13 protein-coding genes are annotated in these 13,204 nt (G+C 60.6%); 10 read left to right on the forward strand and 3 right to left on the reverse strand.

Going from position 1 to position 13,204, the window contains the following annotated elements; genetic code table 11:
• Window positions 1-53: 53 nt before the first annotated feature.
• From PQU92_RS13715 to PQU92_RS13760, 10 genes are all read left to right on the forward strand, one after another.
• On the forward strand, window positions 54-389 hold the full coding sequence (locus PQU92_RS13715; protein WP_272748813.1) for a flagellar protein FlaG: 336 nt from the start codon (window positions 54-56) through the stop codon (window positions 387-389).
• A 147-nt stretch (window positions 390-536) separates the two neighbouring features.
• Window positions 537-1,373 carry a flagellin gene (locus PQU92_RS13720; protein WP_272748814.1) on the forward strand — a complete coding sequence of 279 codons (837 nt, stop codon included), beginning with the start codon at window positions 537-539 and terminating at the stop codon, window positions 1,371-1,373.
• Between the two features lie 136 nt (window positions 1,374-1,509).
• Entirely contained in the window at window positions 1,510-4,419 is a 2,910-nt protein-coding gene (locus PQU92_RS13725; RefSeq protein WP_272748815.1) for a transcriptional regulator, read from the forward strand.
• A gap of 48 nt (window positions 4,420-4,467) precedes the next feature.
• Window positions 4,468-5,121: a hypothetical protein gene (locus tag PQU92_RS13730; RefSeq protein ID WP_272748816.1), complete on the forward strand. Its 654-nt coding sequence runs from the start codon at window positions 4,468-4,470 to the stop codon at window positions 5,119-5,121.
• Window positions 5,122-5,148: 27 nt separating this feature from the next.
• Window positions 5,149-5,586, forward strand: a complete 438-nt coding sequence (locus PQU92_RS13735) for a hypothetical protein (RefSeq protein WP_272748817.1) — start codon at window positions 5,149-5,151, stop codon at window positions 5,584-5,586.
• 131 nt (window positions 5,587-5,717) lie between these two features.
• Window positions 5,718-6,236: a single-stranded DNA-binding protein gene (gene ssb, locus PQU92_RS13740; protein ID WP_272748818.1), complete on the forward strand. Its 519-nt coding sequence runs from the start codon at window positions 5,718-5,720 to the stop codon at window positions 6,234-6,236.
• Between the two features lie 64 nt (window positions 6,237-6,300).
• Entirely contained in the window at window positions 6,301-7,158 is an 858-nt protein-coding gene (locus tag PQU92_RS13745; RefSeq protein ID WP_272748819.1) for an SDR family NAD(P)-dependent oxidoreductase, read from the forward strand.
• Between the two features lie 146 nt (window positions 7,159-7,304).
• Window positions 7,305-10,070: a DNA gyrase subunit A gene (gyrA, locus tag PQU92_RS13750; RefSeq protein WP_272748820.1), complete on the forward strand. Its 2,766-nt coding sequence runs from the start codon at window positions 7,305-7,307 to the stop codon at window positions 10,068-10,070.
• A gap of 27 nt (window positions 10,071-10,097) precedes the next feature.
• Entirely contained in the window at window positions 10,098-10,580 is a 483-nt protein-coding gene (coaD, locus tag PQU92_RS13755; protein ID WP_272748821.1) for a pantetheine-phosphate adenylyltransferase, read from the forward strand.
• Between the two features lie 2 nt (window positions 10,581-10,582).
• Complete coding sequence (locus PQU92_RS13760) at window positions 10,583-11,419, forward strand: peptidylprolyl isomerase (protein ID WP_272748822.1); 837 nt, start codon at window positions 10,583-10,585, stop codon at window positions 11,417-11,419.
• 35 nt (window positions 11,420-11,454) lie between these two features.
• Here PQU92_RS13760 and PQU92_RS13765 read toward each other — a convergent pair whose 3' ends face one another.
• The 3 genes from PQU92_RS13765 to PQU92_RS13775 all read right to left on the reverse strand — a co-directional run bounded on the left by PQU92_RS13765 (window position 11,455) and on the right by PQU92_RS13775 (window position 12,927).
• Window positions 11,455-11,916 (reverse strand): COG3650 family protein, encoded by a 462-nt coding sequence (locus PQU92_RS13765; RefSeq protein WP_272748823.1) that lies wholly within the window; start codon window positions 11,914-11,916, stop codon window positions 11,455-11,457.
• On the reverse strand, window positions 11,916-12,149 hold the full coding sequence (locus PQU92_RS13770) for an NF038104 family lipoprotein (RefSeq protein ID WP_272748824.1): 234 nt from the start codon (window positions 12,147-12,149) through the stop codon (window positions 11,916-11,918). The genes PQU92_RS13765 and PQU92_RS13770 overlap by 1 nt, the downstream gene beginning before the upstream one ends.
• A gap of 79 nt (window positions 12,150-12,228) precedes the next feature.
• Window positions 12,229-12,927, reverse strand: coding sequence for a pirin family protein (locus PQU92_RS13775; protein WP_272748825.1), 699 nt, complete (start codon window positions 12,925-12,927; stop codon window positions 12,229-12,231).
• Window positions 12,928-13,204 lie beyond the last annotated feature (277 nt).

Here is a 13,204-nt window from a genome sequence, read left to right on the forward strand (position 1 = left end):
TAGCAACAGAGGGGCGTCCGTTCCACCTCCCCGTGGCGGGCGTATTTTTGGAGATGATCAATAATGTTGTGAGTTTTCCGCCGGCCACCGATCTGGCTCAGGTAGCACCGCCCGAAGCGGTCAGGCCTGTCAAGGAAGTCGCCCCCGCGGACACCGGTAACAAGACCGGAACCGAATCCGACCTGTCCAATAAGGCCAGACCCGAATCGCAGCCCGCCTATATGCTCAAGCTGACGATCGAGCAGGACCCGGACAGTGGTGAATTCATCTACCGCGCCATCGATCGCTACACCGGCGAAGTGGTGCGTCAGTTTCCGCAGAAGGAACTGATGAGCATGCGGGAATCCAAGGCTTATCAAGCCGGTACGCTGCTCAAGACCGATATTTGAGGCCCGTGGGCGTCCGTGCCCTGAGGTAACATACGCCACGCAAACCGTGTCCTGCAAAGGGCGCGGATAAAGTCGTTTGCGTTTGTTAACCTTTTGCTTACCATGTTCGTTAAGACTTGTGAGTCGAAAAGTACATGGAGAATCCCAATGCCTACCGTCAGTGTCAACACGAATAAGACAGCCATGACGGCGTTGCAGAACCTGAATGCGACGACCCGGAAACTGGAGCATACGCAGACCAAGATCTCGACCGGCCTTGATGTGTCGAGCGCCAAGGACAATGCGTCGCTCTATTCCATCGCACAGGGGCAGCGGGCGGACCTTTCCTCATTGAACGCTGTGAAGACCTCGCTCAACCGGGCAACCTCGGTGGCGGATGTGACGCTGGCGGCCGGGGAATCGGTATCGGACCTTCTGGTGCAGATGCGCGACAAGGTCGTCTCTGCCATGGACCCCTCGATCTCGACCGCGTCGCGCAACGCGCTTAACGGTGACTTCAAGGAACTGCTGAAACAGGTCAAGCATGCGGTAGATAACGCCACCTTCGACGGCACGAACCTGCTGAATAACTCGATCACCAACGGTATCGCCTTTATCGACAACGCCGACGGGTCTTCGGTCATTACCCTGTCGTCACGTAACTTCTCGCTCGGCGGCTCGATCATCTCTCTGGCCTCGACGGCCAATGTCCTCAGCCTGACCCTGGCCACCTCGGCTCTGGCCAAGCTCGACTCGTCGATTGAGCTGGTCAATGCCAATCTGGCGGCGCTCGGTTCTCAGGCCAAACAGATCGAAGGCCACCTTGGCTTCGTCTCCAAGCTGTCGGATGTGATCGAGGTCGGGATCGGCAACCTGGTCGACGCCGATCTGGCCAAGGAAAGCGCCCGCCTGCAGGCCCTTCAGGTGCAGCAGCAGCTGGGGACGCAGGCCCTGTCGATTGCCAACCAGGCACCGCAGGCCATCCTGTCGCTCTTCCAGGGCTAATCCTCACAAAAGTGCAATCGATTACCGCCCGCCAGAGCCGTCTGGCGGGCTTTTTTGCGCTTTTGCAATGGCGGGTTAACGACTCTTAAGCTTTGTTCGGCGAAACTGATCCCGAATTCTGTATGCCGAAGGCCCGATGACCGTCTCGTTCGATTCCAGCCTGCTGACGAGTTACTTCAACTCGAAGCTCGCCTCCGCCAACAGCGGTTCGGCGGCGGCGCAGGCGGCTGCGACCAAGGCCACGTCGCCCACCGGAACCAGCAAGGCGCCGACCGCGCCGTGGGAACGCGGCGGTACGAACGACGAGGAACTGGTCAAGAACATCCTTGCCGGCAAGAGCTTCGTGCGCGAATCGGCGACCAATATCGATGTGGCGGGATCGGCGGCGGACTATAAGAAGCTCTATACTCTCTATACGGGCCTCAGTTCGCTGCGCGCCGTAGCGTCGAAGGCGCAAAGCATCCTGACCGGATCGAATGCGGATTCGATCACCAATACGACGACGCTCAACACCCTGCGCCGCAATTTCAGCAAGGGTCTGACCGAGGTCAGCGGTTATGTTAAGGATGCTCAGTACGAGTATCTCGACCTCATCCAGGGCAAGATTACCGACAAGCTGAAATCGACGGTAGGGGTCGCCAAAACCGACACCAACTATTTCGCCAAGGACATCCATCAGGGCACGGCGACCGACGCGGTCGACGCCTTTCAGGGCGATGTGAAGTTCAACATCTCGATCAAGACGACCGGTTCGGCGACACCGAAAAACGTCAGTATCGACCTCAGCGAGATGGGCAGCGATACGCGCTCGATGTCCAATGTCGTCAACTATATCAACGGCAAGCTGAAAGACGCGGGTGCCTCGACCAAGTTCGAGGTCCAGCGCACGCCGGGTACCGACAAGACGGTGACGGTCAGCGGCAAGACGACCAAGGTCGGCACCAATCCGGATACCTTTTCGCTCAAGATCAAGGGCGATACGACCGAAGCCCTGACCTTCTCGGCACCCACGACGGCCGATTCGATCTTCATGGTTCAGAGCGTCGGCAATACCGACAAGACGACCGAGTACAACAAGACGACCAAGAAATTCGAGGAAGTCACGCCTGAGCAGACCATGGAACTGGTCAAGTTTCAGGCCGACGCCACGCCGACGACGACAACCGCAACGCCGGGCGATACCTACTGGACTGCCGGGCGCAGCGTGCAGGAAGACCTGGCCGACTCGATCACCAAGGTGCATCAGACGGTGTCGGGTCCTGACGGCTCGGTCTATGTGCTGGCCGATGTCAACGGCACGATCGACGGTCAGACGATCAAGGGCACGCAGGATGTGGCCCTGATCAAGTACGATTCGGCGGGCAAGGTGGTCTATACACGGACGCTGGGGGCCGCCGACACGGCGACGGGCTATGCGCTGGCCGTATCCGATGACGGCAAGGTGGCCATTGCAGGGTCCGTGACCGGCAGCCTGCCGACCGTCACCACGACCTCGACCAGCTATACGGTCGAAGGCCAGACCTATACGGTCAGCCAGACCAAGGAAGACACCGGCACCTCGGGCACCAATGCCACGGTCGCCGACAGCTTCGTGACCGTGTTCGATGCCGATGGCGTCGAGCAGTGGACCAAGCGCCGCGGCTCGACTGAAGAGGACATGGCGCTGGGGGTGACCTTCGGCGCCGACGGTTCTGTCTATGTGGCGGGCAAGGCGCGCGGCGTCATGCTGGGCGGCGGCGGTTCGGCCGGGGGTTGGGATTCCTATGTGATGGGCTTCGACGCCACGGGCAAGTCGACCTTCACGACGCAGTCCGGCACGGCGGGCACCGATCAGGCCAGCGCGGTCAAGGTCGTCGGCAATACCATGTACGTGGCGGGCATCGAAGACAGCAATATGGTCCTTAAGGCCTACGACCTGTCGGTCGCTGGCAAGGCAACCCTGACCGGCACACGCAATCTCGGCGGGCTGGGGGGCGGTCAGATCGGCGCCATCGATGTCTATAACGGCCAGGTCTATGTCGGCGGTTCCTCCGGCAACGCCAATATTCTGGGCGGCGGCACGGGGGCCACCGCCTTCCACGGCGGTCAGGACGCTTTTGCCGCCACCGTCAATGTCAACTTCGCCGACACCAGTGGTGACAAGGTCGTCTATTACGGTGGCACCGATGTCGAGGACGACGTCAAGGTGCAGTTCTCCAGCGGCAAGGTTTATTTCAGCGGTCAGACCGAGGGCGAAATCACCGGCACGACCAAGATCGGCGAGGCCGACGCCTTTATCGCGCGCATGGACGTGGCCTCGGGCGCGGTCGAATGGTCGCAGCGCTATACGGGTAAGGACGGCGAGGTCAATCCGAACGCGATGGCCGTCTCGAAAGGCGGGGCGTCGGTGCTGGATCGGCTGGGTCTGCCGCAGGGTACGATCAAATATACCGACTCGACCCTGATCACTTCGGCGACCTCGACGCGGGCCGGGGACAGCTTCTATCTGCGCGACTCGCGCGGCAGCGAGAAGAAGATCACCATCGAAGCCAGCGACACGCTGGAAACCCTTGCCAAGAAGATCCAGCGCGCGGCGGGCTATACGCTCAAGGTTACCGTAGCCAAGGTGACCGGCAAGGCGGAATCGCAACTGGTCATCGAGCCGGCCAACAAGAACTCGTCGATGGAAATCGTCAAGGGACCGGCGGGCAAGGATGCGCTCGAAGGGCTGGGCCTCAGCGAAGGCCTGATCACCACGACGGCGGACACCTCGTCTTCGTCGTCCGCCAGCAAGAAAAAGAGCTCGACCGACGAAAAGCTGATCGGGCTGAATTTCAACGCGGACATCAATCTGACGTCGGAAGACAGCATCGTTGCGGCGATCAAGACTCTGGACGACGCGCTGAAAAATGTGCGCGCCGCCTACCGCTATCTGCGCTATGGCGAAGAGGACACGTCGGACGACGCCGCGAGCAAGAAAACCTCGACGGCCTCGTCGACGGCCTACTGGAATGCCCAGTCTTCCAACTATGCGGCGGCGTTGTCCCGCTTGACAGGCGGCGCATAAACAGGCCTTTAGGAGGGATTGGACTTACACCTCCGAGGGGAAGATTTTATGGCTATGGGTCGCAAGCAAACGATCTGGCTGGCGGGCGGCGGTGCGGCACTGCTGCTGGCGGTTCTGGTGGCCTGGGCGATTTCGTCGTCGCAAAAAGAAACCCCGCGCATGAACACTGAAGGGCCCGGTCTGGTGCTCGATATCGACGACGCGCCGGCCCTCGACAATCAGAAAACCCTGCGCTGCTTCGTCGACGGCAGCTTCGTCGGCATGCTGACCATCGCCGAATGCGCCAAGAAAAACGGCGTGGCGGCCAATGCGCTGGATGTCGGCGTTGACGAAAGCGGCGAAATGACCGCCGCACCGACCGCGTCGCTGGCCCCGCCGCCGCCGGTCAAGGTCGATCCCGCTGCCACCCCGGTCAAGGTCGAGCCCGGTGAGGTCGTCCCCGAGCCCAAGGCCTCGTCCGGCCCCGTGGCGGCCTGCCTGCGCTATGCGGGTAATGAATGGAACCGCCTGTCCGATGCCATTTCGCTCAATGCCTGCGTGACGCTGCTCTATGACGGGCGTTGCGTGTCGCCCGGTCAGGCGCAATATGCGCGCTGGGGGACGCAGACCCTGCGCCTGGTCCCCAAAAGGGTCGAAATCTCGGATGATAACAAGAGCTTCCGCACCCTGATCGAACAGGGCCAGGGTTGTTCTGTAAAATAAACGGCTCGGTAAAATAGGGAGCGCTTCATGAACGCGAAGATCATCATGGCGACGGGGCTGATGGCCCTGTCGCTGACCGCCTGCGATTCCAACCGTCTGGTGGCGCCCAAAGATCAGGGCGTCTGCTATCAGATCGCCTTCCCGAAGGACCAGAAACCGAAGTTCAACGTCGTCAAGCGCGACCTGCCGTCGATCGAATACTGCGCGGCGCATCTTGACCGGGTACGTATCGATTTCATGAGGCTGGGCTCGCCGCGCAAGGAACTGGTGGGCTCTTTTCAGGGCACCTTCCTGTTCGTCGATGCGCGCGGCGTGAAGATCGGCCAGACCTATGAGGGACCGCGCTTCCAGTTGCTGGCCAAGGCGCCCGACGGTCGTTTGCTGGTGCCCGGCGCGTTCGAGCAGGAAAAGCCGGACTTCTCGGATGTGCAGACCCTGCCGGATAACCTGCCGCAAAAGAAGTAAAACGCGTCGCGGTGTTCACGCCGAAAGATGTGAACAAAGCGTTAACATATCTTGGCAGATTTGGTTTTGCGACCTATGCTCATCTGATTCAGATAGGTGTGTCCGCAGCTGGCGGGCAGAACAGGAAGCACATGGCGGGTTCAGTCAACAAGGTCATCATCATCGGCAATCTGGGCAAGGATCCGGAAATCCGCACGCTCAATTCGGGTGAACGCGTCGCCAACCTGACGGTGGCCACGTCCGAGCAATGGCGCGACAAGATGTCGGGCGAGCGCAAAGAAAAGACCGAATGGCACCGCGTGGTCATCTTCAACGACAACCTGGCCAAGATCGCCGAGCAGTACCTGCGCAAGGGCTCGACCGTCTATCTCGAAGGCTCGCTGCAAACGCGCAAGTGGACCGATCAGCAGGGCGTCGAAAAATATACGACCGAAATCGTGCTCCAGCGCTTCAACGGCAATCTGACGCTTCTGGGCGGCCGTAATGATAGCGGCGGTGGCCAGTCCTATGGCGGCGGTCAGTCGGGTGGCTATGACCAGGGCGGCTATGGCGACGACAATGGCTATGGCGCACCGGCTTCGTCGGGTCCGAAGGCGCAGGGTTCCGGCCCGAAGCAGAACTTCGACCTCGACGACGAAATCCCGTTCTAGGGATTGCGGATAAAGGTTTCAGGGCCTGCGGTAACGCAGGCCTTTTGCATTTCAGGAGGCGCTCATGACCCATCCCGCTATCGTTCCCGGCACTGTCGCGGTCATCACCGGGGCGGCGTCGGGCATCGGTCTGGCCGCCGCGCAACGGTTCGCGGCGCTGGGCCTGAAAGTGGTCCTTGCCGATATCGGTGCGGCGCGGCTTGAGGCCGCCAAGGCCGCGATCTGGACGCAGACGCCCGAGGCCGACCTCCTGGCGGTGGAAACCGATGTGCGCGACCGCGCGGCGGTCGAACGGCTTGAGCAGGCGGTCCGCGTCGAATTCGGGCGCGTCGATCTGCTGATGAACAATGCCGCGATCGGTGGCAAAAGCGATATCTTCGGTCCGCTCGATAACTGGCAGAATGTTCTCGACGCCAATCTTTGGGGCGTTATCCACGGGACGCAGGTCTTCGCGCCGGGCATGATTGCCCAGGGCTCGCCTGGCCTGATCATCAATACCGGCTCGAAACAGGGCATCACCCTGCCGCCGGGCAACCCGGCCTACAATGTATCCAAAGCCGCCGTGAAGGCCTTTACGGAGTCGCTGGAGCATCAGTTGCGCAACACGCCCGATTGTCAGATCAGGGCGCATCTGCTGATCCCCGGTTTCGTCTTTACCGGCATGACGGGCGAGGGGGCCGGGGGCAATCCTTCTGCTAAACCGGACGGTGCCTGGACGTCCCAGCAACTCATTGATTTCATGTTGGAAGAAATCGCAAAGGGCGACTTCTACATTCTGTGCCCGGACAACGATGTGTCGCGTGAATTGGATGAAAAGCGCATGCAGTGGGCCATGGGCGACCTTATCGAAAATCGTCCGCCGCTGTCGCGCTGGCACCCCGACTATGCTGAAGCGTTCAGGGCGTTTGTCGACACAAAATAGTTGTTAACAGGCGGGCATTTAAGCCCTTAAACGACGGGCTGCATTTGGGAATTAAACATAAAAATGCTAAGGTGACGGATCATTTGCGGGCATCGAACTGATTCCCGTCAAATCCCCGTATTTGCTACGATCAAAGAACCGAATTCATGACCGATACGCCCGCTTCCGGCCTGACGCCTCAAGGTATTGCCCACATTACCATCGAGGACGAACTCAAGCGGTCCTATCTCGACTACGCCATGAGCGTCATCGTCTCGCGCGCCCTGCCGGACGCCCGTGACGGTCTCAAACCCGTCCATCGTCGCATCCTCTACATGATGCAGGTCTCGGGCTATACGCCGGAAAAAGCCTATGTGAAGTGCGCCCGTCCGGTCGGCGACGTCATGGGCCGGTTACACCCGCACGGCGATCTGGCCATCTATAATTCGCTGGTCCGTATGGCGCAGCCCTTCTCGATGGGCCTGATGCTGGTGGACGGTCAGGGCAATTTCGGCTCGGTCGACGGCGATGCGCCGGCGGCCATGCGCTATACCGAATGCCGCCTGTCGAAGGCCGCCATGCCGATCCTGGCCGATATCGACAAGGACACGGTCGATTTCCAGCCGAACTACGACGGCAAGGAAGAAGAGCCGACCGTTCTGCCGACGCGTATCCCCAACCTCCTGGTTAACGGCGCGGGCGGCATCGCGGTCGGCATGGCGACCAATATCCCGCCGCACAATCTGGGCGAAGTGATCGACGCCTGTTTAGCTCTTCTCGATAATCCTCAGATTTCGCTCGAAGAACTGCTCGACATCGTGCCGGGACCGGACTTCCCGACGGGGGCCGAAATCCTTGGCCGATCCGGCGCGCGTCAGGCCCTGATGACGGGCCGCGGCTCGGTCGTCATGCGCGGCAAGGCGAGCGTCGAGACGATCCGCAAGGACCGCGAAGCCATCATCGTCACCGAGATCCCGTATCAGGTGAACAAGGCGACCCTGATCGAGCACATCGCCGAAATGGTGCGCGACAAGCGTATAGAAGGCATTTCCGACATCCGCGACGAATCCGACCGTCAGGGCATGCGCATCGTTGTCGAGCTGAAGCGCGATGCCTCGGGCGATGTCATCCTCAACCAGCTTTATCGTTACTCGGCTCTGCAAACCAGCTTCGGCGTCAATATGCTGGCGCTCAACCATGGCCGCCCGCAACAGATGGGTTTGCGCAAGCTGCTGGAACTGTTCCTCGAATTCCGTGAGGAAGTCGTCGTTCGCCGCACCAAGTTCGAGCTGAACAAGGCGCGCGACCGCGGTCACGTCTTGGTCGGTCTGGCCATCGCGGTCGCCAATATCGACGAAGTGATCCACATTATCCGCTCGTCCGCCGATCCGTCGGAAGCCCGCGAACGCCTGACGGCGCGCAACTGGCCCGCCGGGGACATGAAGCCGCTGATCGACCTGATCGCCGACCCGCGCTCGATCGTGCTTGACGGCGGCGAAGTGCGCCTGACCGACGAACAGGCCCGCGCCATTCTGGCCCTCACCCTGTCGCGTCTGACCGGTCTGGGGCAGGACGAAATCTTCGGTGAAGCCCGCACCCTGGCGGCCGCCATCGCCGGGTTCCTCGAAATCCTGTCGTCGCGCGACCGTATTGTCGGTATCGTCCGTGAAGAGCTAATCGAGGTGCGCGACAATTTCGCCGTGCCGCGTCGCACGACCATCGTCGATGGCGAAGGCGATATCGAGGACGAAGACCTCATCCCGCGCGAGGACATGGTCGTCACCGTTACCCATTCCGGCTACGTCAAGCGCACGGCCCTGTCGGCCTATCGCACCCAGCACCGCGGCGGCAAGGGCCGTTCGGGCATGGCGATGAAGGACGAGGACGCCATCACCGGCATCTACGCCGCCTCGACGCACCAGCCGATGCTCTTCTTCTCGTCGGTGGGCAAGGCCTATAAGCTGAAGGTCTGGCGCCTGCCGCTCGGCAATCCGCAGTCCAAGGGCAAGGCTTTCGTCAACCTGCTGCCGCTCGAAAAGGCCGAGACTGTCACCAATATCCTGACCCTGCCCGAGGACGAAGCCGGCTGGGACAAGCTGGACATTATCTTCGCCACCCGTTCGGGCGACGTCCGCCGCAACAAGCTGAGCGATTTCGTCAACGTCAACCGCGCCGGCAAGATCGCCATGAAGCTGGAAGACGGCGACGCCATCGTCGGCGTGGCGGTCTGTACCGAGGATCAGGACGTGCTGCTGTCGACCGCCGCCGGGCGTTCGATCCGCTTTGCCGTCGATGAAGTCCGCGTCTTCAAGGGCCGCGACTCGACCGGTGTGCGCGGGGTGCGCCTCAATGGCGACGACAGCGTCATCTCCATGGCCATCCTGCGCCGCGTGAATGCCGATCCGGCGGAACGCGCCGCTTATTTGAAGCACGCCGCCGCCTTGCGCGCCGCCGTATCGGGTGAAGGCGAAGAGGCCGTCGACACCCCGGTGGTCGAAGAGGAAACCGAAGAGGTCGAGGGTGAAGCCGCCCTGTCGGTCGAACGCATCGCCGAGCTTGGGGCCGCCGAAGAATTCATCCTCACGATTGCCGATACGGGCTTTGGCAAGCGGACCTCCTCCTATGATTACCGCCGCACGGGCCGGGGCGGACAGGGGATCGTCGCCATCGACCTGTCGAAACGCGGCGGCAAGCTGGTCGCCTCCTTCCCGGTCGAGGACAGCGATCAACTGCTGCTGGTCACCGACGGCGGGCAACTGATCCGCACGCCGGTCGGGCAGGTCCGCATCGCCAGCCGCAATACGCAGGGTGTCACCATCTTCCGCACCTCGGGCGACAAGGTCGTCTCGGTCGAGCGTCTGGCTGAAAGCGGTGACGACGCCGACGAAGCTCCGGACGATACGACGGTTGAAACCACGCCGGATGCCGGATAGAAGACCCACATAATAAGAGGGCACACCATGCGTATCGGGCTTTATCCGGGGACCTTCGATCCGGTTACCAACGGCCATTCCGACATCATCGGTCGGGCGGTCAAGCTGGTCGATCATCTGGTGATCGGGGTGGCGCGCAATACCGGCAAGGCGCCGGTCTTCACGCTGGACGAACGCGTCGAGATGTTGCGCGAAAGCTGCGCCCCGTTTGCCGATCGCGTCGAGGTCTTGCCTTTCGACAGCCTTTTGATGCACTTTGCCGAAGAGGTTAAGGCCTCGGTCATCATTCGGGGGTTGCGCGCGGTCGCGGACTTCGAATACGAGTTTCAGATGACGGCGATGAACCAGCAGTTGAACCGTGAGATCGAAACGGTGTTTCTGATGGCCGATCCCCGGCATCAGGCGATTGCGTCGCGTCTGGTCAAAGAAATAGCCCAATTGGGCGGCAATATCGCGCCGTTCGTCTCTCAAAGCGTCGCCGAGCGGCTCTTGTCTAAGGTTGGAAAGTGAATATGACGTCTAAAATGGGGGCTATGGGTGCCGTCGGTCTGGCTTGCGCCGCAACGCTTATCGCGGGCACAGCGTTCGCCGCCTCGCCCGGCTATCGCGACGTCGATGCCGAAAACACGCTGGTGATCGATACCAGCAAGGGCCGTGTCATCGTTGAAATGTACCCGGAACTGGCCCCTCAGCACGTCGAGCGCATGAAGACGTTGACGCGCAAGGGCTTCTATAACGGGCTGAAATTCCACCGCGTCATCGAAGGCTTCATGGCCCAGACCGGCGACCCCAAAGGGACCGGCGAAGGCAATTCCGATCTGCCCAATGTGCCGTCGGAATTTACGATCCGCCGCGATGGTGCCTTTCCGATCAGCGTCATCGACGATACGCGCGGCGTGGTTACCGGCTATGTCAAGGCCATGCCGGTGCAGACCCAGACCAACGGCCTGATGGCGATTACCAAGGATAGTCGGGTCAGTGCCTGGGGCATGTATTGCTCTGGCGCTCTGGGTATGGCGCGCGCGGGCGATGTCAATTCGGCCAACAGCCAGTTCTTCCTGATGCGCAACTATAATAACGTGCTGGAAAAGAAATATACCGCCTTCGGCATGACTCTGGTCGGGCTCGATGTGGTGCGCAAACTCAAATTGGGCGAACCGCCGGTCGATCCGGACACCATGACCAAGGTGCAGGTTCTGGCCGACATCCCCGTTGCCGAGCGACCCAAGATCGAGGTCATGGACACGGGGTCCAGCGAATTCAAGGCCCTGATCGAGGCCAAGAAGAAGGAAGGCCGCGCTGAAATTACCGGGTGCGACGTGCCGGTCCCGGTCAAGGTTCTGCCCTGATGATCTTTGAAAAGGCCTCCGTATGGAGGCCTTTTTTATGGCTTGGGTTTTTCCATGGACGCGGTCGGCAGCGCGCAGCCCTTGAGGATTTCGTCGCCGATATTGGCTTCGGCCGTCAGAGGGTAGGTGCGGCCGCTCATCCCGTCGGAGCATTTTTGCGCGATCAGGGTCAGGCTGATCTCGTTGCTGATAAGTTCGGCGCGCTGGGCCCCGTCCTTGTCCTTGTTGACCTCGAACATATGGCGCGGAAAGACGACATCCTCCTGGCCGGGTCGCACCAGAATCATGTCGTCTTCCTTGAGGGTCAGGCCCCAGAAGGGTTCGGTGCCGATCACCGACAGGGGCGCATTGATATCTATGCCGCCCAGCGTATCGACGCGCTGGCTTTCCGGTTCGGGCGGCTTTTCAACCTTGGGCGAGCAGGCACTCAATCCCAACCCCAACCCAAGCCCGGCAACCGCCAGACCCGCCACGGTCAGACCGATCCGGCGACGCATCAGTTGTCGTCCTCGTCTTTGGACTTCTTTTTCTTGTCTTTTTTGTCTTTCTTTTCGTCGTCGCCATCGGGGATGGCCGCGCCGACGACCTTGCCGGTCGTGCCGATAACGGCCCCCGTCACCCCGACGGCGGTCCCGACCGCAGCGCCAGTAACGGCAGCGGCCAGACAGCCTTGCAACATAAGAGGCAGACCCAGCAGGGCCGTCAGGGTGATCAGGGGCTTCAATCGCATCTTAGGTCTCAACAAAAGCGATATGCCGAAAAGTGTAAGCGGTTTTCGGCTAAATATCGCGACAAAAAAGTATCCGGCGCTATTGGGCGTCGAGCAGGAGGATTTCCGCGTCTTCGGTCGCTTCGAAGGTCAGGATATCCTCGTCGATGATCGCCGCCCCGTCGCGCGCCTTAAGGTCCACACCGTTAAGCTTAACACGTCCGGCGGCTAAAACTACGTAAACATGACGGCCTTTTTCGGGCGCGTAGGTCTCGGTCTGTCCGCTCAGCAGCGTCGCCCCCAGAAGACGGGCCGGGCTGTTGATCTTCAATGCCTCGGTGTCGGCCTCGAAACCGGACGCCAGAGCCACGAACCTGCCCGAACGGTCGGTCTTAGGGAAGGGCTTGGCGCCCCAGTGCGGTGCGTGGCCGCGTTTGTCGGGAATGACCCAGATCTGAAAGATCTTGGTCAGGACGTCCTCGACATTATATTCGGCATGACGGATGCCCGTGCCCGCCGACATGACCTGAACGTCGCCGGCTTCGGTGCGGCCTTTGTTGCCCAGATTGTCCTCGTGGGTGATGGCGCCTTCGCGGACATAGGTGATGATCTCCATGTCGGCATGCGGATGCGGCGGGAAGCCCGACTTCGAGTCGATTTCGTCGTCGTTCCATACGCGGATCGAACCCCAGCCCATCTTCTTCGGGTCGTAATAGTCGGCGAAGGAGAAATGGTGACGGGCGTTCAGCCAGCCGTGTTTGGCATTGTACAGCTTTTCGAAGGGGCGATGGTCGATCATGGCGATCTCCTCAGGGTGTGCGTGAATGTTGAGGTGAATATAGCGACGATCGGCGTTGCCAGAAGCCGTTCGATCAAAAACCTTGCGTTGCTTATTTTGCAACGAGGTTGCCCTTGCAAACGATATTGTAAACAAGTGATGCGTGGCGGATGAGAAACACCACATAGTTTCTTGAGTTATTTAGAGAAAATCCATACGGCGAAGTGAACCGTTCCCGCTCCACAAGCGTTTTTGATCAGAGACCTGAGAACGACCACCTCATGAATGGAGCCTTACA

The organism is Asticcacaulis aquaticus (assembly GCF_028550415.1).
GTDB classification, from domain to species: Bacteria; Pseudomonadota; Alphaproteobacteria; order Caulobacterales; family Caulobacteraceae; genus Asticcacaulis; species Asticcacaulis aquaticus.

What these genes read in the sequence shown, in the direction of transcription:
- PQU92_RS13775 (WP_272748825.1), bottom strand. Translation starts at nt 12,927, where the DNA reads ATGATCGACCATCGCCCCTTCGAAAAGCTGTACAATGCCAAACACGGC.
- PQU92_RS13725 (WP_272748815.1), top strand. Translation starts at nt 1,510, where the DNA reads ATGACCGTCTCGTTCGATTCCAGCCTGCTGACGAGTTACTTCAACTCG.
- PQU92_RS13745 (WP_272748819.1), top strand. Translation starts at nt 6,301, where the DNA reads ATGACCCATCCCGCTATCGTTCCCGGCACTGTCGCGGTCATCACCGGG.
- PQU92_RS13765 (WP_272748823.1), bottom strand. Translation starts at nt 11,916, where the DNA reads ATGCGTCGCCGGATCGGTCTGACCGTGGCGGGTCTGGCGGTTGCCGGG.
- ssb (WP_272748818.1), top strand. Translation starts at nt 5,718, where the DNA reads ATGGCGGGTTCAGTCAACAAGGTCATCATCATCGGCAATCTGGGCAAG.
- coaD (WP_272748821.1), top strand. Translation starts at nt 10,098, where the DNA reads ATGCGTATCGGGCTTTATCCGGGGACCTTCGATCCGGTTACCAACGGC.
- PQU92_RS13720 (WP_272748814.1), top strand. Translation starts at nt 537, where the DNA reads ATGCCTACCGTCAGTGTCAACACGAATAAGACAGCCATGACGGCGTTG.
- PQU92_RS13735 (WP_272748817.1), top strand. Translation starts at nt 5,149, where the DNA reads ATGAACGCGAAGATCATCATGGCGACGGGGCTGATGGCCCTGTCGCTG.
- PQU92_RS13730 (WP_272748816.1), top strand. Translation starts at nt 4,468, where the DNA reads ATGGCTATGGGTCGCAAGCAAACGATCTGGCTGGCGGGCGGCGGTGCG.
- PQU92_RS13770 (WP_272748824.1), bottom strand. Translation starts at nt 12,149, where the DNA reads ATGCGATTGAAGCCCCTGATCACCCTGACGGCCCTGCTGGGTCTGCCT.
- PQU92_RS13715 (WP_272748813.1), top strand. Translation starts at nt 54, where the DNA reads ATGATCAATAATGTTGTGAGTTTTCCGCCGGCCACCGATCTGGCTCAG.
- gyrA (WP_272748820.1), top strand. Translation starts at nt 7,305, where the DNA reads ATGACCGATACGCCCGCTTCCGGCCTGACGCCTCAAGGTATTGCCCAC.
- PQU92_RS13760 (WP_272748822.1), top strand. Translation starts at nt 10,583, where the DNA reads ATGACGTCTAAAATGGGGGCTATGGGTGCCGTCGGTCTGGCTTGCGCC.